Source organism: Streptomyces klenkii (assembly GCF_003626645.1).
GTDB classification, from domain to species: Bacteria; Actinomycetota; Actinomycetes; order Streptomycetales; family Streptomycetaceae; genus Streptomyces; species Streptomyces klenkii.
Genome location: NZ_RBAM01000001.1, coordinates 814774 through 835482 on the forward strand (window position 1 = coordinate 814774; position 20709 = coordinate 835482).

15 protein-coding genes are annotated in these 20709 nt (G+C 71.6%); 10 read left to right on the plus strand and 5 right to left on the minus strand.

The genetic code is table 11. From position 1 onward, the window contains the following. Positions 1-67: 67 nt before the first annotated feature. Positions 68-1228: a trypsin-like serine peptidase gene (locus D7231_RS02825; RefSeq protein WP_120753269.1), complete on the minus strand. Its 1161-nt coding sequence runs from the start codon at positions 1226-1228 to the stop codon at positions 68-70. Between the two features lie 365 nt (positions 1229-1593). Further along, entirely contained in the window at positions 1594-2016 is a 423-nt protein-coding gene (locus D7231_RS02830; RefSeq protein WP_120753270.1) for a cysteine/serine endopeptidase inhibitor, read from the minus strand. A gap of 373 nt (positions 2017-2389) precedes the next feature. Here D7231_RS02830 and D7231_RS02835 point away from each other — a divergent pair, with 373 nt between their 5' ends. Together D7231_RS02835 and D7231_RS02840 are read left to right on the plus strand one after the other, a co-directional pair. Further along, positions 2390-3295, plus strand: coding sequence for a chitinase (locus D7231_RS02835; protein WP_120753271.1), 906 nt, complete (start codon positions 2390-2392; stop codon positions 3293-3295). A gap of 508 nt (positions 3296-3803) precedes the next feature. Continuing rightward, on the plus strand, positions 3804-4082 hold the full coding sequence (locus D7231_RS02840) for a hypothetical protein (protein WP_147449674.1): 279 nt from the start codon (positions 3804-3806) through the stop codon (positions 4080-4082). A gap of 126 nt (positions 4083-4208) precedes the next feature. Here the strand turns inward: D7231_RS02840 and D7231_RS02845 are convergent, their stop codons facing one another. Next, positions 4209-7214, minus strand: coding sequence for an AfsR/SARP family transcriptional regulator (locus D7231_RS02845; protein ID WP_158673709.1), 3006 nt, complete (start codon positions 7212-7214; stop codon positions 4209-4211). A 223-nt stretch (positions 7215-7437) separates the two neighbouring features. On the opposite strand from D7231_RS02845, the gene D7231_RS02850 reads away from it, so the two are divergent. Continuing rightward, positions 7438-8952 (plus strand): AfsR/SARP family transcriptional regulator, encoded by a 1515-nt coding sequence (locus D7231_RS02850; RefSeq protein WP_158673710.1) that lies wholly within the window; start codon positions 7438-7440, stop codon positions 8950-8952. Positions 8953-8961: 9 nt separating this feature from the next. Here the strand turns inward: D7231_RS02850 and D7231_RS02855 are convergent, their stop codons facing one another. Continuing rightward, a complete protein-coding gene (locus D7231_RS02855; RefSeq protein ID WP_158673711.1) occupies positions 8962-9405 on the minus strand; it encodes a hypothetical protein in 444 nt (147 codons plus the stop codon). Between the two features lie 334 nt (positions 9406-9739). Between D7231_RS02855 and D7231_RS02860 the strand changes: the two genes are divergently transcribed. Both D7231_RS02860 and D7231_RS02865 read left to right on the plus strand, forming a co-directional pair. After that, entirely contained in the window at positions 9740-11263 is a 1524-nt protein-coding gene (locus D7231_RS02860) for an RICIN domain-containing protein (RefSeq protein ID WP_120753276.1), read from the plus strand. 166 nt (positions 11264-11429) lie between these two features. Then, positions 11430-12647 carry a basic secretory protein-like protein gene (locus D7231_RS02865; RefSeq protein ID WP_120753277.1) on the plus strand — a complete coding sequence of 406 codons (1218 nt, stop codon included), beginning with the start codon at positions 11430-11432 and terminating at the stop codon, positions 12645-12647. A gap of 188 nt (positions 12648-12835) precedes the next feature. Here D7231_RS02865 and D7231_RS02870 read toward each other — a convergent pair whose 3' ends face one another. Next, positions 12836-13483, minus strand: a complete 648-nt coding sequence (locus tag D7231_RS02870; RefSeq protein WP_241999533.1) for a response regulator transcription factor — start codon at positions 13481-13483, stop codon at positions 12836-12838. Between the two features lie 303 nt (positions 13484-13786). Here D7231_RS02870 and D7231_RS02875 point away from each other — a divergent pair, with 303 nt between their 5' ends. The 5 genes from D7231_RS02875 (at position 13787) to D7231_RS02895 (ending at position 20662) form a co-directional block, all read left to right on the plus strand. Further along, positions 13787-14782, plus strand: coding sequence for a LysR family transcriptional regulator (locus tag D7231_RS02875; RefSeq protein ID WP_158673712.1), 996 nt, complete (start codon positions 13787-13789; stop codon positions 14780-14782). A gap of 72 nt (positions 14783-14854) precedes the next feature. Then, complete coding sequence (locus D7231_RS02880; protein ID WP_120753280.1) at positions 14855-16060, plus strand: sensor histidine kinase; 1206 nt, start codon at positions 14855-14857, stop codon at positions 16058-16060. Between the two features lie 263 nt (positions 16061-16323). Next, positions 16324-17922: an MFS transporter gene (locus D7231_RS02885; RefSeq protein ID WP_120753281.1), complete on the plus strand. Its 1599-nt coding sequence runs from the start codon at positions 16324-16326 to the stop codon at positions 17920-17922. Next, on the plus strand, positions 17913-19019 hold the full coding sequence (locus D7231_RS02890) for an FUSC family protein (protein WP_147449675.1): 1107 nt from the start codon (positions 17913-17915) through the stop codon (positions 19017-19019). Before D7231_RS02885 ends, D7231_RS02890 begins: the two co-directional genes overlap by 10 nt. Positions 19020-19153: 134 nt before the next feature. Then, the gene (locus tag D7231_RS02895; RefSeq protein ID WP_120753283.1) at positions 19154-20662 is read left to right on the plus strand and encodes an MFS transporter; all 1509 of its coding nucleotides are present in this window, start codon (positions 19154-19156) and stop codon (positions 20660-20662) included. The last annotated feature ends 47 nt before the right edge of the window (positions 20663-20709 follow it).

Consider the following 20709-nt stretch of genomic DNA (forward strand, 5'->3'; position numbering starts at 1 on the left):
GCGTCGATGTCGTGCACGAACGTCACCGCCGTACGGATCGCGTGGGCGTAGTTCCTCTCGCCTACCGTCATCCCTTTGTGCCGCGGGGCGCGGCGCCTGAGGGCCCGGCCGTGTGCGCGGAAGACGTGCGCGCGCCGGCCGACGACGGTCCGCCCGCCGGGTCGGCCGACTGGGCGTAGTCGTACACGGCCTGCTCCTCGGCACCGAGGTGGGTGGAGCTCAGGTTGGGTCCCTGCAACCAGCCGATGATGCCGATGATCTGCCCCGGGTCGTCGTAGCGGGAGAAGACCCCGACCTGGACGCCCTCGCCGGTGGCGGGGTCGAAGCCGGCCAGCAGGGGGCCGCCGCTGGTCCCCGGTGACAGCGCGCCGCGCATGACGTCGCTGTAGTAGACCGGGTCCGCCCGCGAGGCGCCCTGCGCCATCATCAGGGAACGGCCGTCGAACATGCGCTGGAGGCCCGAGGGCACGTTGCCGGGACGGTAGTAGTTCCGCTCGTTGATGGTGGGGTAGCCGAATACGTGGTGCTGCTGGTTCTGCGGCTGGTCGAAGGCGATCCGCTGGGCGCCGGTGACCTGGGCGATCGGCCGCGGCTCGTCGGGGTTGTCCACCAGGATCGCGGCCATGTCGTGCCCGAGCAGCCAGTCGGCGCTCTGACTCCAGGTGTTGGTGAAGAACTCGCGCGTCACGCCCCAGACCCCGTACGGCGCGATGTCCTTGCCGGGAAGTGCGGTACTGGTGGTGTGGCGGGGGAGGTTCGCCCCGTTGAACCCCGGCACGAAGACCATGTTGGTGACGATCGTGTTCCCCCACCCCATGCCGAAGGGGGTGTGGACGCGCACGCAGTGCGCAGCGGTGAGAACGGTGCTCTCGTTGGCGCCGGAGACTACGTTGCCGGAGCACGTGGACCGGTCGACGGCACCGCTGTCCAGGTCCTTGGTCTCCAGGAAGATCTTGCCGGCGGTACGGGAGATCAGCCCGGCTTTCCGCGGCCACGGCTTGCTGAGATCGTCCCAGCCTCCCGGCGGCGGGGCCGCGTCCTGGTTCTCGTGGTTGAGGCCGGCGGCGGCCATCTTGTCCAGGGTCCAGTACTCGACCTCGGCCCTGAGCCGCTTCTCGTAATCCGCGCCGGCCGGAACCAGCGGACGCAGCTCGAACGCCGGCACGGCGGCACTGGCGGGCGGTGCCGCCGTGAGCAGCGCGGCCATCAGGCCGAGTGCGCCGAGCACGCTCGTTCTCGTACGTCTTGACCATTTCCCGAGGGACATCGTCTTTCCCTTCGAAGGATTCCGGGGCTGCTGCGGGCGGGTCAGTCGACCCGGAACTCCGGTTCGGCAGGCCTGCCGTTGCCGTGCAGGAAGTACAGGACGGGTAGTGGTTCGGCACCGGACACCGGAATCTCATCGCAACGACCGGCCCCGCGCCATACGGGAAAGCGGCCCACTTGGGCCACTGGCGCAGGTGGGCCAATTCCGCAGGATGGCTCGGTAAGGCTCGGTGGCCGGGGCGCCCAGCAGCCGGGGCGCCCGGAGGAGCCCGCCGCCGAGAACATCGTCATGGCGACGGGCTCCGCTGCCGGGGAAGGCCTCCGGACTCAGCGCACGAACTTCCAGGTGATGCCGTTCACGACACCCCGGTCGAGCGGTGCCAGCTTCTGGAAGGCCGGCCGGCCGAGGTCAATGTGGGTGCGGTCGCAGGAGAGACACTTGTCCCGCACCGGCACCCTGATGGTCTTGCCGTTGTAGCTGACCTCGACCGATATGCCCTTGCAGAGAGGGTCGTTGTTGGGATTGGCGGAGGTCCACCACGCGGGCGAGACCGCGACCAGGTCCTGGGAGTTCGCGTCGATGGCCGTTCCGCAGGCGCCGTATCCCTGGTCGGTGTAGTAGGTCATCTTTCCGTTCATCGGCTGGCCGATCGGAACGTCGGCGGCCGCCGGTCCCGCGGCGACGGCAATTCCGGTGGCCGCGGCGGCCAGGACGACGGCTGCGGAGCGCGCAGCTCTGCTTCCACGCATGGGGTCTCCTCGTTCAGGGGTAATGGCGGGCGGGTGCACTCCATGAACGAACCCGTGGAGTGAGCGCCCCGGAAACCGGCATTACGGAGCCGTCACGGCTCGCCGGTCAGGAAGTCGAAGGACAGCGGCATTTCTTCGGCACGCGTCCGTCTTTCGGTCCATGAGTGCCATGCGGGACGACGTCGACGCAAGTCCCCGTAGGGACAGTTGTCCGGAATCGATTGCCAAATGCACCTGGTTTGGCCGCGCATGATGCATGTTATTGACAACGAAGTTGAAGAGTTATTCACTGCGCAAGGGCGACGGCCGCAGCGCCTTCCGCCGGCCTCATCGCGCTCTGAGCAAGCGAGTGTCACCTCAGCGATCCGACCCCATGGGAGCTGCCGTGAGAAGAAACCGCTTCGTCACCTTGCTGCTGGCCGTACTGGCTCTGATCGGTACGGTCCTCCTCGTGCCGTCCGGCACGGCGAGCGCCGCCGGCCCGTGCGACAATGCGCCCAACTGGGCTGCCGGCACCTGGTATCCGACGGGCATGGTCGTCCGGTACACGGACGGCAAGTACTACATCGCCGAGCACGAAAACCCCGGTTACGACCCGATCATCAGCACGTGGTACTGGGACCCGTACACCTGCCAGGGAGGCGGGAACCCGGGAACCGGAAAGTTCCCCGTGACGGAGGCCCAGTTCCAGCAGATGTTCCCGGGCCGGAACCCCTTCTACACGTACAACGGGCTGATCGCGGCGCTGGCCGCGTACCCGGGATTCGCTGATACCGGCAGTGACCAGGTCAAGCGGCAGGAGGCCGCGGCCTTCCTGGCCAACGTCGACCACGAGACCGGGGGTCTGGTCCACATCGTGGAGCAGAACACGGCCAACTATCCCCACTATTGCGACTGGAACCAGCCCTACGGCTGCCCGGCCGGGCAGGCCGCCTATTACGGCCGCGGTCCGCTCCAGCTCAGCTGGAATTCCAACTACAAGGCGGCGGGCGACGCCCTCGGAATCAACCTGCTGAACAACCCGTCGCTCGTCCAGACCGACGCGGCCGTCTCCTGGAAGACCGCCCTGTGGTACTGGAACACCCAGCGCGGCCCCGGCACCATGACGCCGCACGACGCGATCGTCAACAGCCGTGGATTCGGGGAGACCATCCGCAGCATCAACGGCGCCGCGGAGTGCAACGGCCGCAACCCCGCCCAGGTGCAGAGCCGGGTGAGCAGCTACCAGCGATTCACCCAGCTGCTGGGTACGGCTCCGGGCGGCAACCTCTACTGCTGACCTCCGGGGAATACTGCCCCCGGGAATGCCCCCCAGGGGAATGCGACCGACCGGCAGGCCGGCGGTGCATCCCCTGAGCCTGGGCCCGGCACCACCGTGCCGGGCCCCCGCGCGAGCGCGGGCGGGGAGGGGTGGGGCGCGGCCCGGCCGACTGCGTTACGGTGCAGGCTGGTAACTTCCTGGCCTTCGCCCGCCCGTCCGCATCGTACGAACCCGCACTCGCACCCACAGCCGCACTCGCACTTGCGCCCGCATCCGTAACCGCCGACTCACCCATGTCCCATGGAGACGGAAGTTAAGGGATATCCGGGACCGGTAAAGCCTCCCGGCGTCTTCCCGATTGAGTGCAACTCCCCATCAGCGGCTAGGATTTGGTCGTACTTGAGAAGGGGCGCTGATGGGCATCAGGTTTATTGAGGTAGACGAATCGCGGCGAGGCGAGCCGGGCGTGCGGAAGGGAGGCAGAACATTGACGGTAGGAGACCAGTCCATCACCCAGGAGACATGGGTGAAGGTCGAAGCTTACGACGACCTCGATCCGACCGTGACCGGGGATGTTCACCTGCACACGTTCGCAGTCCCAGGGATGGAAGTGCGGGTCGGGGCCGCGAAGGATGATGAGGACGGAAGCAGCGAATTCGAAACCAGATTGATCCCGTCTGTCCAGTATTACCAGATCGAGCTGGGGCCCGACTCGCTGAATAAGCTCCACGACGCGCTCAAGCCCTTCATCGCGGCCGCGAAGGAATGCGAGCCGCCGAAGGGCCGCAAGGTACGCGGCAAGTAGTCCGCAATGTCCCCTCCCGCGAGGGGACATTGCCATATCGCACACGGCAGGGCTCGCCTTGCCGGAACAGCCGTCGTCGAGGCTTCCCCATCCCGAGAGGCTTCCGTCTCACCGGAGGCGTCCCTCTCACCGGGGGCTTCCCTCTGACCCGAAGTCCGCGAGCAGGGCGCGCGTCTGGTCGGCGTCCGCCTGCGCCTGCCGCTGCTCGAACAGCCCGAGCGCGGCTTCCAGGCAGGTGCGGGCCCTGGCGCGCTGGCCGAGGTGGTCCAGGCCGCGGGCGAGGGCCCGCAGCAGGCTCGCCTCAAGCATGCCGCTCGTCCTGCGGGCCACGGGCAGGAAGGTCTCGGCGACATCCGCCGCCAGGCGGTGCCGGCCCGCCTGGACGTGGAGGTCGGCGATCAGGGCGCCCGTAGCCGCTTCGAATGCCGGCACGTTCAGGGAACGGAACAGCTCCAGCGCCTCCTGGGCGCGGTGCAGCGCCTCGCCCACGTCGACGCACAGCCGCAGCACACGGGCCAGGTAGTACAGGCCGATCGCCTTGGACACCGACGGCTCCCGGCCCACCAGGCGCGCGCCCCGCTCGGCCGCGGCGCGGGCCTCGGCGAGTCGCTCCTGCCGGGCGTAGTTGAACGCCAGCTCGCCCAGTGCGGTGCCCTCGGCGGTCCCGGCGCGCGAGGAGCGGAAGAGCCGCACGGCCGCCTCGCCGTGCTCGACCGCCTCGTCGGTCCGGCCGCCGACGCGCGCGCCGGCGCACAGGGTGAGATGGGCCCAGCCGCGCAGCCGCGCGTCGCGCGCGTCGCCCGCCCTGCCCGCGTCGCCCGTACCGCCCGCGTCGTCGCACAGCGCGATCGAGCGCCGTAGCTCGGACTCGGCTTCGGCAAAGACGTTCGCGTGCCACAGGGCGTTGCCGCGCACGTAGCGGGCGAGGGCTTCGGACGTCCGGTCGCCGCGCGCCGCCGCCACCGCGGCGACGTTCCCGGCCTGGGCGATCACGCCGGTCTGGTGGGCAGTGCCGGGCAGGACGTTGTTCAGCTTGTCCACGAGGTCGGCCGCCTGGGCCAGCGGCAGGGACTCGTCCGCACAGGCGCGGTCGATCAGCGCCCGCTGAACGGGTATCTCCTCGTGCATCCAGTTCGTCGCCGCCTGCGCGCTGCCGAAGCGGAGGCCGGCCGCGGTCACCGGCACGTCGATGAGCCGGCGCTCGGCGGGGTCCACGGAGTGCGAGGCCGCATCCGCGGCACGCGCGGTGGCCAGGCAGAAGTCCAGCAGCCGGGCGAAGGCCCCGGACGTCCCGGCGGGGGAGCCGTCACGGGCGTTCCTGGCCCGCGCGAAGACCCGTACCAGGTCGTGGAAGTGGTAGCGGCCCATCCGCCGGGACTCCACGAGATTGAGGTCGACCAGGGACTCGAGGAGGTCCTCGGTGGTCTCCGGGTCCCGGCCGAGGAGTGCGGCGGCGCAGTGCAGGCCGAGGTCCGGCGCTTCCACGGCCGACAGCAGCCGGAAGGCGCGGCCCTGTTCGGGAGACAGCTTGGAGTACGAGAGCTCGAAGGTGGCTTCCACGGCGAGTTCGCCGGTGGACAGCTCGCTCAGCCTCCGGTGCTCGTCGCCGAGCCGGCGAACCATGTCGGACAGCGGCGTGCCCGGCTCCGCGGCCAGGCGCGAGGCGACGACCCGGACGGCCAGCGGAAGACAGCCGCACGCGGCGACCACGGCCGCGGCCGCCTCGGGCTCGGCCGCGCAGCGCCGCTCGCCCACGATCCGGCCCAGCAGCTCCAGCGCTTCCCCGGGCGGCATCACGTCGAGCCGCAGGTGCAGCGCCCCGGCCAGGCCGGTCAGCCGGGCGCGGCTGGTCACCAGGACGGCGCTTCCCCCCGACCCGGGCACCAGCGGCTGTACCTGGTCGTCGGAGGCGGCGTTGTCGAGCAGCACCAGGACCCGGCGCTCCGCCATCAGCGAGCGGTAGAGGGCGATGCGTTCGTCACCGTCGGAGGGGATCCCGCCGTCGGCTACGCCCAGCATGCGCAGGAACGACACCAGGACCGCTTGCACGGCCAAGGGCTCGCGGTCGGCGCCGCGCAGATCCGCGTACAGGTACCCGTCCGGAAAGCGCTCGGTGACCTGTCGCGCCGCGTGGACGGCGAGGGCGGTCTTGCCCACGCCCGGAACGCCGTTGACGGCGGAGATCACAATGGCCCGTGCGGGACGGTGCCCAGCGCCGGGGTGCGTGAGCATGCCGGTGAGAGTGCCGACCGCATCGCCCCGCCCGGTGAAGTCGTCGATTCCGGGAGGCAGCTGGTGGGCGCCCGGGACGCCGTCCGCGGTGAGGGCCGAGCGGGCCGGCCCGCCGGTCCCGGTCATGGGCTCCGCGCGCAGGATGCGCTGGTGCAGCTCCCGCAGGGCCGCGCACGGCCTGCGCTCGGACGGCGGGAGGTGGGACAGCCGGTGCTCCAGGAACCGCCGGGTGTCCTCGTAGACGCTCAGCGCCTCGGCCTGCCGGCCCGTCTGATAGAGCGCGAGCATCTGGACGCCGCGCAGCCGCTGGCTCGCCGGATACTCGATGACCAGGTCGCCCGCCTCGGCATGCAGGTCCGGCCGGTCCCCGATCTCGGCATCGAGCTCCAGGCGGGCCTCCAGCAGCGACTGCCGGACGGCGCCGAGACGGTCCCGCTCCGCCCGGGCGTGCGGGCCGTGCAGGCCGGCCAGCGGCTCGGCCGACCACAGTTCGAGCGCGCTCGCCAGGACGTCCCGGGCCTGCTCAGCCGTGCCCCCCGCGGCCCGCAGGCGCCCGGCCTCCGCCTCCGCCCGCTCGAACGCCCAGGTGTCCACGGCGCCGGCCGGCACGCGCAACGCGTAGCCGTCGCCGACGGTCACGAGCAGCGGCGTCTCGGCGCAGTGCCCCAGCACCTCGCGCAGCCGGCACACGTGGGTGCGGACGGAGTGGTCCGGCCTGGACGGCCGGTCCGCCTCGTCCCAGACACCCTCCGTGATCAGGGGCAGCGACACCGTCCGCGGCGCGGCGCCGAGCAGGATGGCGAACACCTCGCGCTGCTGGGGTCTGCCCAGGCGGAGTTCCACGCCGTCACGCCAGGCCCGGACCGGGCCCAGCAGAGAGAAGCGGAATGCCGGTGCCACTGTTGTCTTGGACGCCTCAGACACCTCGGACGCTTCGGATGCCTCAGACATCTCGGATGCCTCGGACGGCCGACACTCCGCAAGGGAATCCGTGTGCGTCTCCATGGCTTGCTTCCTCTCTCACGGACTAAGTTCCCTGGGGAGTGCGTACGGGAGTACGTACGTGTGATGAGATGTCGGATATCCGGAATGCCGTGGTGACACGGCCGGCATGGGGCGGGAAGTGACGGTTCGATTCCAGACGCTGGGACCGCTGCGCATACGACGGGACGGCAGCGAGTCTCCTGCGGGGCGGCCCCAGCAGCAGGCCGTTCTCGCGGCGCTGCTGGCGGCCAGGGGCAGGCCGCTGACGGCCACCCAGCTCCTGCACGCCGTATGGGGAGAGGACGATGACCGGTGGCCGGCCCGTCCGAAGAGGGTCCTGGCCACCCATGTCTACCGCATCCGTCAACTGCCGGCCTTCTCGCCGGCCGGTGCCGGTGCCGATGCCAGTGCCCGTGCCAATGCCGGTACTGGTGCCGTCCTGCACCAGACCGGTGACGGCTACCGGTTGTCGGTCGAGGACGGGGCCGTCGACATGCACCGCTTCGACGACGCGGTGCGGGCGGCCGCGGCAGCCCGCAAGAAGGGTGATCTGGATGCTGCCCATGCTCTCCTGACCCGGGGGCTGGACCTGTGGTACGGGACTGCTTTGGAGGGAGTGCCCGGCCCGCTCGCCGGGCGGGTCCGGCAGCGGCTGACGGTCAGCCGCACGGCAGCCCTGGAGGCCCGGCTGTCCATCGACGTGGCCCGCGGCCGGCACGCCGAGGTGCTGCCGGAGATCGCCGCCCTGGCGGAAGCCCCGGACGCCTCGGGGCAGGCGCTGTCGTTGCTCGTCCTCGCTCTCTTCCGCAGCGGCCTGCGCGACGAGGCGTTCGCCGTCCTCGACCGGGCCCGGGACCAGGCCGGGGAGCTCGGCCTCGACCCCGCGCCCGAACTGGAGAGGGCGCACCAGGAGATCCTCGGCAGCCTCGCCCCCGCCGGACCCGCCCGGTCAGGGCCTCGCGGCCCCGTACGCCCGTGTCATCTTCCGCCCGACATCGCCGACTTCACCGGGCGGACCGCCGAAGCCACTCGGCTCATGTCAGCCCTGGCACCCGCCGACGGGTCCACCCACCGGCCGGCGATCGTCCACGGAGCCGCCGGGACCGGGAAGACCGCCCTTGCCGTCCACGTCGCGCACCGGCTGCGCGACGCCTACCCCGACGGTCAGCTCTACGTCGGCCTGACCGGTTCGCACGCGCTGCCGGTACGTCCCGGCCAGATCCTCGCCGCCTTCATCCGGGCTCTCGGTGGAGACGTGCCCGACGACGAAGCGGCCATGGCCGAGGCCTACCAAGCAGCGCTCGACGGGTGCCGGGTCATGGTCGTACTCGACGACGTGCGGGACCTTGCCGCCATCCGCCCGCTGGTTCCCCGGCATCCGGGATGCGGAGCCCTGGTCACCGGCCGGGCACTCACCGGGCTCCTGCCCGGCGCCGAGTGGCTGGCCCTGGGGGCGTTCTCCCCGGACGACGCACTCGGCCTGCTCGTCCGTGTGCTCGGTCTCTCACGTATCGAGGACGAACCGGACGCCGCCCGGTCCCTGGCCGAGGCCTGCCGGTGCCACCCGGCACTGCTGCGCACGACGGCGGCGCGGCTCGCCGCCCGGCCGCACTGGTCGCTGGCGAGCATGGTCGACCGGATGGCCGGTGCGTGAGCGGAGGTGTCATGACCTCCAGAGCACGTCGCAGGAGAGAGGCGTGCTGTACGGGGCTGTGCTCTCGCACCATCTGCCGTTGTCACCGTAGATGACCAGGGCGCCAGTGGGGTCGAGGAAGAGCTTCACCGGGTAGGGGCGATCGCCCCGCTGGGTCCCACTGGACCAGCAGGAGTGCCCGTCCTGCGCGGAGACCACGAGGTTCCCGTTGGTCTGCATCACGGCCTTGTAGCCGCAGCCGACGGTGTTGCTGGCCCAGCGGGGGTTGCCGTTGACGTAGACGACGAGGTTGCCGTCCTTTTGCATGATGAGCCGGGCGGGACCGTTGTCCAGGTGCCAGTCCCCGTAGAGGGGCTCGTCGTTCCAGATGGCCGTGTGCTCGGGGTTGATGTCTGCGTGCGCCGTGCCGCCGGCGAACAGCAGGCCGGCCGTGGCGACCACCGCGGATGCCACGAGAGCGGTGAGGCGTCGGGCTGCCGAGGAACGCTTTGCGCTCGTGGGTGTCATGACGGTCCTTTCTGAGGGGGACGGTGACGAAGGGATGTGAGTGCGAGGTTTCCCACGAGTGTGTCCTCCACTAGTAAAGGAAAGTTCAACGAACGATAAATGCGCTGCGGGCGACAAGATTCCGGCTCGCCGCCGAGCTGACGCTGTGTCACTGCTCCGCGGCGGCCCCGCGCCCTGCGCCGCCGCGGGCTGGTCGCTGATGGCTGTCCACCGAGTGTTGAACTGATCCACCTACGGTCCGGGCACCACCACCCGCACTCGTAGATGGATGGAGCATCCGTTGCGCAGACACGTTGTCACGCTGGCGCTCGCCGCAGTCGGCCTGGCCGCTGCTCTCCCCACGGCCCAGGTGTACGCCGCCACCCCGGACGCAGGTCCCGCCGCATCCACGCCGCGCACGGCGGACGGCGGCGTCTATGCCCGGGCCACGGCCACCGACGCCCAGCAGCGTGCCTTCTGGACCGAGCACGACAAGAACGGCACCCTGCGCCAGTTCACGGGGAAACTGCCGGACTGGAAGCCGAAGGCCGAACCGCAGAGGGCCGAAGCGTCGAGGGCCGAACCGCCGAGAGCGAAGGGGCCGGACGCCGGGCGGATCGTGCAGGCGCCCGCTGTGGCGCCGCAGCAGAAGGGGAAGAGCCGGTTCGCGGCCGGCTCCCCGGGCGAAACCGGGCTGCGCGCCACCACCGGCCGCCTCCGGATCGCCTGGTCCGACGGGACCACCAGGTGGGGCAGCGCCTGCACGGGCAATGTGATCGCCAGCGACAGCAAGGACGTCGTCGCCACGGCGCGCCACTGCATCCCCCACGACACGCAGGGCCGGATCATCCCCGCGCAGTACGAGTTCACCCCCGGCTACTCCAAGGACGCCGACGGCACCGAGCACGCCCCGTACGGCACCTGGACCTTCCGCTCCGTCGGGGTCGTGAGCGACAGTGCCGGCCAGCAGAGCAGCGACACCGCGTTCCTGGCGTTCAACACCCAGAACGGCACCCACGTCCAGGACAAGGTCGGCGCGTCCGGCTACCGGTTCGGGATCACCTCCCTGCCGAACCAGGTGGTGATAGCGGGGATACCCGCCAATTCCAACCAGTTTCACACCTGCGTGAGGCAGCCTTATTGGGGGCCGGACAACCCACCGCAGATCCTGGGCCGTGGCGGACCCTGCACTGGTGACACCGAGCTCTCCGGTGGCGCGAGCGGAGGCCCGCTCCTCGACGGCGACACCTTCGACAGCGGCCCCGTCCAGATCGGCGACTTCTCCGGCAGCGTTCCCTGGGGCGACGCGGCTTCCGCGGTCTGGCGCGACGCGGCCCTCGCCGTCTTCCGCTCCCTGCAGGGCACGGATGGAGGCCGGCCGGGGCACGACAAGGTCACGACCTTGACCAACGCGAACAACAACCTGGCCGACCTCTACTCGTACCGCAAGGAGAGCGGCGCGCCGGTCTACGGCTACCACAACACCGGTGGCCAGAACCAGCAGTGGCACCTGTGGGACAAGGGCGACGGCTACTTCCTCATCGAGAGCCGCTACACCGAGCAGCAGGGCCTCACCGGGGCCGACTCCCGGGTCCTCGACTACAACTTCTCCAACGGCACCGCCTGGTCGCACCAGGTGAACGGCGCCGGATCCGACAACCAGCTCTGGCGGTTCCGCGCCACCACCGGCCGTCCCGGCTGGTACACGATCCGCAGCAAGCAGGGCGACCTGTGCCTGGGCGCCCCCGAGGGTGAGGGCCAGCTGACGGTCGCCTCCTGCGGCACCGCGGACGGCCTCGACTCCCAGCAGTGGAAGCTCCAGTAGCGGAGCGCGACGCCCCTGGTCGTACGTCGCGACGCCCTCGGTCGCACGTCGCGACGCCCTTGGTCACACGTACGAGTCCGGTTCCAGCCGGGCCCGCTTCCGGCCGTGCCTGCTTCCAGCCGGGCCCGCCTCCGGCCGTACCCCATCCTCACCGAAAGGCCCGTTCATGCGCATGCGCAACCTCTCGATCACGACCGCCGTGCTGACCGCCGTCGCCGGCCTCGCCGGTGGCCTCAGCGCCACGGCGGCCCACGCCGCCGAACCCCTGCCGGAATCCGGCGGCACCTACCGGATATCCAGCCACGCGGGCGGAGCCCTGCAGTGGGACGGCCCCCGCGACGGCGCGGGCGTGCGCGTCAAGGACTGGAACGAGAACCTGACCGAACAGACCTGGACCGTCACCGACGACGGCACCGGGAACTGGAGCGTCAGAATCCCCCGCACCAACTACGCCGTCGACCGCGACCTGGGCAACAACTCCGTCGCCGCCTGGAACGACATCAGCAGACCCAACCAGCGGTGGTGGCTGCAGAACCTCGCCGACAGCCGCGCCTGGCTGCTGCACAGCAGCGACCGCACCGGCGGCGACACCTGCCTGACCCGCCTCCCCGACCTGGGCACCGCGGCCCGCCCCTGCAATGCCGGTGACAAGGCCCAGCAGTGGAACCTCGACAAGGTCACCGCTCAGCCTCCCACGCCCTCCGTCCCCGTCACGCTGCAAATGGTCGACTCCGGCGGCTACGACCCGAACGCCCTGCGCTCCTGGTTCGACAGGAGCAGAGGCCTCCTCCAGGACCAGTACGGGAAGATCAAGCAATTCATGACCGGCGGCGCGTACGAGGTGAAGCCCGGCATCAACGTCGTCTTCGACGCCGGACACGAGAGCTTCAGGAACCCCGGCGTCGCGGCCGTCTTCGAGCCGAACGCGAAGCCCAAGTACAACAACGAAAAGTCGATCATCCTCCGCCCCGACTACGTGATGAGGAACCCGGGCGACACCGGATCGCTCATCCACGAGCTCACCCACCAGGTGCAGGACGCCGCCAACGGAGGCTGGCTGAACGAGGGCCAGGCGGACTACTACCGCAAGTACGTCTACAACGTGAAGGAGAAGCCGGGCGTCGACCGGGTCCGCGGCACCGACTACAACAGGGGTTACGACTCCACCGCCTTCCTGCTCAACTACATCGCCCACAAGCACCCGGCGGGCGAGTCCGTCATCCAGAAGATCAACAACGAGGTGCGGCGGCAGGGCTTCGGCGCCGACGGCGACCGCGTGCTGACCACGATCACCGGCAAGGACGGCCGGCAGTGGTGGAACGAGATGTGGAACGACATCCAGGCCAGCCCGACCCGGTGGACCAACCCCGCCTTCCGCGACTGAGCAGGGTCTCTTCGGCTGATTCCGGTGATTCCGGTGATTCCGGAGGAGAAGAGCCAGGGGGCCGACCGCAGGCGGCGTGGGTCGCCCGGCGGACGGCCCCTTGGGGCTCCCACGGAGTGCGAGGGCGCCGGCGCAGGCCACGAGATGCGGACCGGGCAAGTGCCGAGATGCGGACCGGGCAAGTGCCGTCACTCCAGCAGGCCGTGCCTCATCGCCTCGGCGACGGCGGCCGCACGGTCCGACACCCCCAGCTTCTCGTAGAGCCGCTGCGCGTGCGTCTTCACCGTGCTCGTTCCCAGGAACAGCTCCGAGGCCAGCTCGGGAATGCTCTGCCCCTTCGCGAAACCGCGCAGCACCTGCTGTTCGCGCTCCGACAGCACCACGGCGTCGCGCCCGGCACGCAGCCGGATCTCGCCGGCCAGCCCGTCCGTCAGCTCCTCGCCCACCACCCGTTTGCCCCGCGCTACTTTCAGCACCGCGTCGACGATCTCCGAGCGTTTGGCGTCCTTCGCGAGATATCCGCAGGCACCTTCCTCGATGGCCTTGTAGACGACGGCGCTGTCGGTGGTGGCGGACAGCAGCAGGGTGCGGGTGGGGAGCCGGTCGCGGACCACTGCGTGGATGACGGCGATGCCGTCCAGCTTGGGGATCCGGTAGTCGATCAGAGCGACGTCCGGCTCGTGCTCACGGATGGCTTCGAGCGCGGCTTCGCCGTCGGCCGCCTCCGCGACGACCTCCACTTGTCCGCTCAGCCGTAGCCCGCGTGTCATGCCCTCGCGAAAGACGGGGTGGTCGTCGGCCACGATCACCGTCACGCGCTCGCTAGCACCGGGCACGCCCATACCGCCTGCTCCCGCCTCCTGCCACGCCCCCGTGCCGTCACCTCGGCGCCTTGCACACAGAGCCTCCTCCGACGATAGGCAAGTTTCCGTTCAACCGCTCTCCGAAGCCGCCGTCCGCCTGTCCGCCCCTTCGCGCCTGCCGTCCGCCCGGCCGGAGGAAGCGGAGCTCGTACGGTCGCTCCGCCGGTCGGCCGACCTCTTTCCGCGCTCATCGGCGGAAAGCTGGCCGGAGGTCCAGGAGGGAAGGGGACGAAGGAGGCGATCGAGATGGGCGAATCAACGGGATGCTGCCGGGGCATGACCCGGCACGGGGACGACCGACCGGTACCCACCGCCGCGGGGCAGGCCGGCGGCACGCCGTACGCCGCGGGCGGCAACGGCGCCGGCAGCCTCTCCCTCCGCCAGCTCGAATACCTGGTCGTCGCCATCGGGGAGGGCCGCCTGACGCGTGCCGCACAACGCCTCCACGTGACCGAACCGACGGTGTCGCAGCAGCTCAAGGCCCTCGAACGCGCCGTGGGCACCCGCTTGCTCGTGCGTGGCCGCGACGGCATACGCCCCACCCCCGCGGGCGAGGCGCTCCTGCCGCACGCCCGCACAGCACTGTGCAGCGCCGGTGAGGGGCGTGCAGCAGCCCTGGCCGCTGCCTGCGGGCACCCGGACGTTCTGCGTGTCGCCACGCTCCCGGCCCTCCTCGACGGTCTCCTCCCCGCTCTACGGGCTTGGGCTCTCGCACGGCCGGATGCCCGTTTGTGCGTCGGCGTGCACGAGAGCGGGCGGTCATTGGAGGAGTCCGTCGCCTCGGGCGCCGCCGACCTGGGGATCGGGCCACGGCCGGCGGGGTGGTGCGGGCAGGTGCGGCCCTGGTGCACCGAGGAGCTCGTCGTGGCGTGTGCCGAGGACGATCCCCTGCGCGGTGAGACGGTGTCCGTGCGGGACCTGCTCGGTCGCCGGTGGATCCGCTGCCCGGATGACGGGCTGCAGCCGGTCCCGCCCCTCGCCACCGCTGCTGCTGACGACTCCGCCGCCGGTGAGGCCACGGCCGGTCCTCCACCGCCCGTGCTCGACGTGCCCACGCCCGGTGCCGCCGTGACCCTGGCGGCATCCGGCACCGGTATCGCCCTCGCACCGCTCGGCTCTCTGCCTCCCGGCCGGCGCTCGTGGACCATCCGGCTCGACCCGCCGCCCACCGTGGACGTTACGCTCTTCACGGCTCCGGACGCCCCGTCCGCCACCCTCGCGCACGCCGGGCTGCTGCGCCGCTGCGCCGCTGCGTCGCGCACGATCGGGTAGCGTCATCCACGTAATTCGCCTCATATGTATATGCCCATGTGCATATCTCGCTGAGAACCCGTGTGCGGTGCGATGACGACTCGGTGGCGTGAGCAGCAGATCAGCGGCGTGACGGAGCTGACCACCCGCTACGTGGCATGGCTGCGCCTGCCCTTGCTGGTTCCGGTCCTCCTCGCCGCCCTGGAACCGATGGAGTCCCTCAAGACCCCGTGGTTCCACGGCACGCTCGTGGCCTACGCCGCCTGGGCGGTCGCCCGCCTCGTGGCCGTCCACCGGTACCCGCGGGCCGGGGCCCACGGCGCGGTGTGCGCGGCCGCCATCGACGTGGTCGCAGTCGGTGTCCTCTCCGCCCTGTCCGGGGGACCCGATTCCGCGGTGCGTTACGCCTACTTCGTCCTCCCGATGGCCAGCGTCCTGTGGCAGCTGCCGGTCGTGACGGCATGGCTCGGCGCGGCCTGCATGGTTGCCTACGCCGCCATGGCCCTGCCGCACCTGCTCTCCGACGCGGCGCCGGCCGTCTGGCCGGTCGTCATCGACGAGGCGTATCTGCTGTGGGACGTCGGAGCCGGCGTACTGATCGCCGCGCTGCTGGAACGACGCAGCAGCCGGGTGGTGGAACTGCTGGACACCAGGGAGGCGTTGCTGCGGAACGCGCTCGACGCCGAGTCCCGGGAACGAGCGGTCCTGGCGGACGCGCTCCACGACAGCGCCGTACAGAACCTGCTCGCGGCCCTGCACGAGCTGGAGGAAGCCGCGGACGACGCCCCTTCGTCCGCCCTGGCGCGCGCCGAGGGCGAGGTCCGGGCCACGGTCCGGGAGCTGCGCGAGGTCATCTTCGACCTCCACCCGCAGGTCCTGGCCTCGGTGGGGCTCGCGGCCGCCCTGGAATCGGCGGGGGAGCACGCTGCGCGGCGCGGCGGCTTCACCGTCCACGACGACTTGCGGCTGGACGGCCGCGTCCGCGGCCAGACGCTGCTGTACTCCGCGGCCAGGGAACTCCTCGCCAACGTCGTGAAGCACGCCGGCGCGAGCAACGTCTGGGTGACCCTGGCACGGGACGGCGACGACACCGTCCTGACGGTGCGCGACGACGGGGAGGGATTCGACACGGACGTCGTCCGGCAGCGCATGGAGGCCGGCCACATCGGCCTGGCCAGCCACTACGTGCGGATCGAGAGCGCCGGTGGCCGGTTCACCGTGGACAGCGCGCCGGGACGCTCCACCACGGTCGAGGTGCGGTTGCCGTACGGGGCCGAAGATACGAATGCGGTCCCTTGACCGCCTTGACCGCCTTGATCGAATACCGCCCGGCCACACCCGGGTCCTACGGATCTCCCTCCCGCCCGGCCTGGTGGAGACCCGCGTCCCCCACGCGGTCCGCCAACCGGTGGACGCAGGAAACACCGCGCTGCTGCCTACGGTCGGGACCGAGACCGATATCGAGACCGGGGCACAGGCCCAGGCCCAGGCCCAGGCCCTGACCCGGGCCCGTCCTCCAGCCCCCGGTCACCGCTGACGCAGCCCGACGGGGAGGTCCGTACATGATCACGCTGAATTCCGCCCGGGGCAGGCTCGTACTGACGGTCTGCTGCCTGGCCACGCTCATGGTGGGGATCGACAGCACCGCGGTCAGCGTCGCGCTGCCGGCGCTCGAACGATGCCTGGGCGCCTCCGTCTGCGGCATGCAGTGGGTCATCGACGCGTACAACCTGGTCGTGGCGTCGCTGATGCTGCTCGCCGGCGCCATGGGAGACCGCTTCGGCCGCCGCCGTACGCTCCTGGCGGGGTACGTCGTCTTCACCGTCGGCTCGGCCCTGTGCGGAGTGGCGTCAGGTCTGGACGGTCTCATCGGTTTCCGGGCGTTGCAGGCCCTCGGGGGCGCGATGCTCGGCCCCGTTTCGCTCTCGGTCATCACGCACACCTTCACCGGCAGGGCGGAGCGCGGCCGGGCGATCGGCGTGTGGAGCAGCGTGTTCGGCATCGGGCTGGCCGCCGGGCCGCTGGTCGGCGGTGTGCTGGTGGCCGGTGACGGCTGGCGTTCGGTGTTCTGGGTGAACGTGCCGATCGGGCTCGTCGCGCTGCTGCTGACCGTCTTGTGCCTGCCGGAGTCGCGCGAGGCGGCGTCCCGCAGGGCCGATCCGGTGGGGCAGCTCCTCGTCGTCGTCCTGCTCAGCTGCCTGACCTACGCCGTCATCCAGGCGCCCCGCCAGGGCTGGGGAGCGCTGCCGGTGTCCGGTACTCTCGCGGCCGCCGTCGTCGCGCTCGCCTTCCTGGTGCCCTACGAGCGCCGGATCTCCGACCCGCTGATCGACCCGCGGTTCTTCCACAGCCTTCCGTTCAGCGGCTCGGTGGCCGTCTCTCTGGCCTCGTTCGCGGCGCTCGGCGGCTTCCTGCTCATCAGCAGCCTCTACCTCCAGGACGTCCGGGGCCTGTCCGCCCTGCCCGCCGGCTTGTGGATGCTGCCGATGCCCGCCATGACCGTGCTCCTCGCGCCGGTGGCCGGGCGGCTGACGGGTGGCCGCGGGGCGCGGCTTCCGCTGCTGCTCGCCGGGGCGGCGATGGGGCTGGCCGGGCTGATGTGCGCCGCGTTCCACGCCGAGGACTCCGTCGTTGCGCTGCTCGTCGCGTACGCGCTGTTCGGCGCCGGCATCGGGCTGGTGGACGTTCCGGCGACGGCCCTCGCGGTCTCCGGCATGCCGCGCTCACGGGCGGGGGTCGCCTCGGGGGTGAGCATGGCGACGTGCCGGGTGGGGGTGTCGCTGGGGGTGGCGGTCTTCGGCGCGGTGCTCTCGTCAGGGCTGCACGGCGGCTCTCCGACGGGCGCGGGCGCGGCCGGGTTCGCGGACGCGGCCCGCCCCGCGTGGTGGATCGTCGCCGGCTGTGGTGCCGCCGTGATGATGCTGGGTGCCCTTGTGACCAGCAGACGGGCGGAGCGGAGTGCCCGTGAAACGGCCGTCCGGCTGTTCCCGGGCGGCGATCCGGCCGAGAGCCCGGCGGCCTCCGGCGGCACGACCGTCGAGCAGCCCGTCCGGCAGCGGGCCTTGACGCCTGCGCTCCGACGTACGACGGACGACGCCCCGCCCGGCCCGGGCGCACGATCCACCAAGGGTTCGCCCGGTACGGTCACGCCGTGGCCGTGACTCTTCGCGGGCGAAGCGCAGGGCGGGCGGCGCCCGCCTGCGTGGATGCGCTCGCCGCACTGCTCCGCCCGCAGGGGCGGCCCGCCTACGCCGACGGCATCGCGGCCGGCGTGGCGATCGCCGGACCCCTGGTGTTCGGCGCCCGCACCGGCCACCCCGGCATCGGCGCCACGGCCGCCCTCTGCGCGGTCCTCATGGCCATGCCCCTGCCTCCCGGCGCCGGGACCGTCGAACGGGCGCGGCACCTGGCCGCCCGCGGCCTGTGGGTGACGGCAGCCGGGATCTACGTGGCCTCGGCGGGCCGTTCGGTGGCGGCGCTGGCTCCGGGCGTGGCCGCTGCCGCGTTCGCCGGGGCACTGCTGCCCCGGGTGGGTACGACGGCGGCCCTGGCCGTCGTGCTCTTCGGCATCACCGGCGAGGCCGGCGACCCGTCGCAGTGGCCCGGCGTCGTGCAGGCGGCCGGCTGCGCATGGACCGCACTCCTGCTGCTCCCGCGCCCCTCGCGCGCCCGGCCTGCCGGCGACGGGCCCGGGCAGAACCCCCGGGCGGCCCCGGACCCGGGCGGCACGACCGGCGCGGACGGTCACGGCCCCGCCCCGGCGGACCCGCACCCCGCAGCACCGCCGCGTGCCCGTGGCCGCCCCGTCCGGCACGCGGTCCGCACGGGGATTCTGACCGGCGTGGTCACGGCGGTGACCGGCTGGCAGGGCTCCTTGTGGGGCCAGGGTCACTGGCTGGTCACCTCGCTCCTGCTCAGCCTGCGGCCGACGCGTCGAGAGACCCGTACGAAGGCCACCAAACGACTGTTCGGCAATGCCCTCGGGGGAGTGGTGGCAGCCTTGCTGCTGCTCTGCCGGCCGGGACCGGTGGCCGTCGCCGTGCTCGTCGGGATCTCCGGGACGGTGGCCTACACCTTCCGGCCCGCCAACTACGCCTACTGGTCGCTGGCTTCACCCGTCCTGCTCCTCCTGCTCAGCGATTACGACTCCCCGCTGCCTTGGTGGGCAGCCGTCGTGCGGGTGGGGATGGTGTTGTCCGGGGGAGTCGTCGCCGTACTCGCCAGCCGCTGGCTCTGGCCCGCGCAAGACGACACGTAGCCGCGGCGGAGGGCGATCTGGGCGCCCACGGCAGCGGTGTGGGGGAGACTCGGTCACGAGCGTTCTCACACGGGTGCCCTTGCACGAGTGTTCTTGCGCGAGCGCCCTTGCACGGGTGGGTCACCGGGAGAGTCGTGCACGCATCCAGCCCCGAACCAGCCGACGGCGCGGCACGCGCCCGCCTCGTCCTGGCCATCTCCTGCACCGGGCTGTTCCTCGTCGGCGTCGACCTCACGGCCCTCAACATCGCGCTGCCCGCGATGGAACGGGACCTGGCCGCATCGGTGACCGGTATGCAGTGGGTGCTCGACTCCTACAACCTCGTCCTGGCCTCCTTCATGCTCCTGGCCGGCTCGACCGCGGACCGGTTCGGGCACCGCAGGATCTTCCTGTGCGGATTCATGCTCTTCGGCGGCGCGTCGGCACTGTGCGCCCTGGCACCCGCGACGGAGTACCTCGTCGCCTTCCGGGCCCTGCAGGCCCTGGGCGCGGCCGCGCTCGGACCACCGTCCCTGGCACTCGTCACGCGCGCGTTCCCCGACGGCGAACGCCGCTCCCGCGCGATCGGCGTGTGGACGAGCGGATACGGGCTGGGCATGGCCCTGGGCCCGGTACTCAGCGGCGCGCTGGTCGGCAGCATCGGCTGGCGCTGGGTCTTCTGGGTCAACGTCCCGGTCTGCCTCCTCCTCGCGGCGGCGACCTGCCGCTGGGTTCCGCGCTCGCGCGCCGAGGCGCCCCGGCGCCTGGACCCGGCCGGCCAGCTGCTGGTCACGGCGTTCCTGGTCACCCTCACCTACACGGTGATCGAGGGCCCGCACCAGGGATGGGACTCGCCGGCGGTCCTCACCTGCGCGGTCACGGCCCTCGTGGCCGTGGCCGCCTTCGCGGCACGGGAGCGCCGCTGCGCCGCGCCCCTGATCGACCTGCGGTTCTTCCGCAGCTGCCCGTTCACCGGCGCGGCGGTCATCGCGCTGTGCACGTACGCGGCCTACGGCGGCTTCCTCTTCACGAGCGCGCTGTACCTGCAGAACGTCAGAGGGCTGTCCCCGCTGCACGCGGGGCTGCTCATGCTGCCGGTGGCGGCGATGAACGCGGTGTGCGGGCCCGTGGCCGGTCACCTCGAAAGCAAGCCGGGCCCCCGCCCGCCCCTGGTCGCGGCCGGCGCGGCCATCGCCCTGAGCGGTCTGATCCTGGCGCTGTCCGCCTCCTCTACGGCCCTGGCCCCGCTGCTCGGCGGCTTCCTGCTCATCGGCATCGGCACCGGGCTGGTCCTGCCACCCGTCCTGGGGCTGGCCGTCTCCGGCATGTCACGGGCCCAGGCCGGTCTCGCCGCGGCCATCGCCCCCACCGGCGGCCGGATGGGGTACGCCCTCGGGGTCGCCGTCATCGGCGCGGTGCTGGCCGCCGGCCTGCACAACATGACCCACCCCGGCGCGGCGGCGTTCGCCCGTGCGGTCCGCCCCGCGTGGTGGATCGTCGCGGGCTGCGGGGCGATGGTGCTCCTGCTGGGCGTCCTGGTCACGACGCGCTGGGCGCAGGACACGGCGAGGCGGACGGGGCGTCTCTTCGTAGAGGGCGCCGAGGGCGCAGAGGCGGAGGACAGCGTGGCGGGGGACGGAGTGGCGGGGGACGGCGCGGCCTGAGGTGCGGCGAAGGGCATGTCCGAGGGTGCTCTCCATCAGGCGCGAGC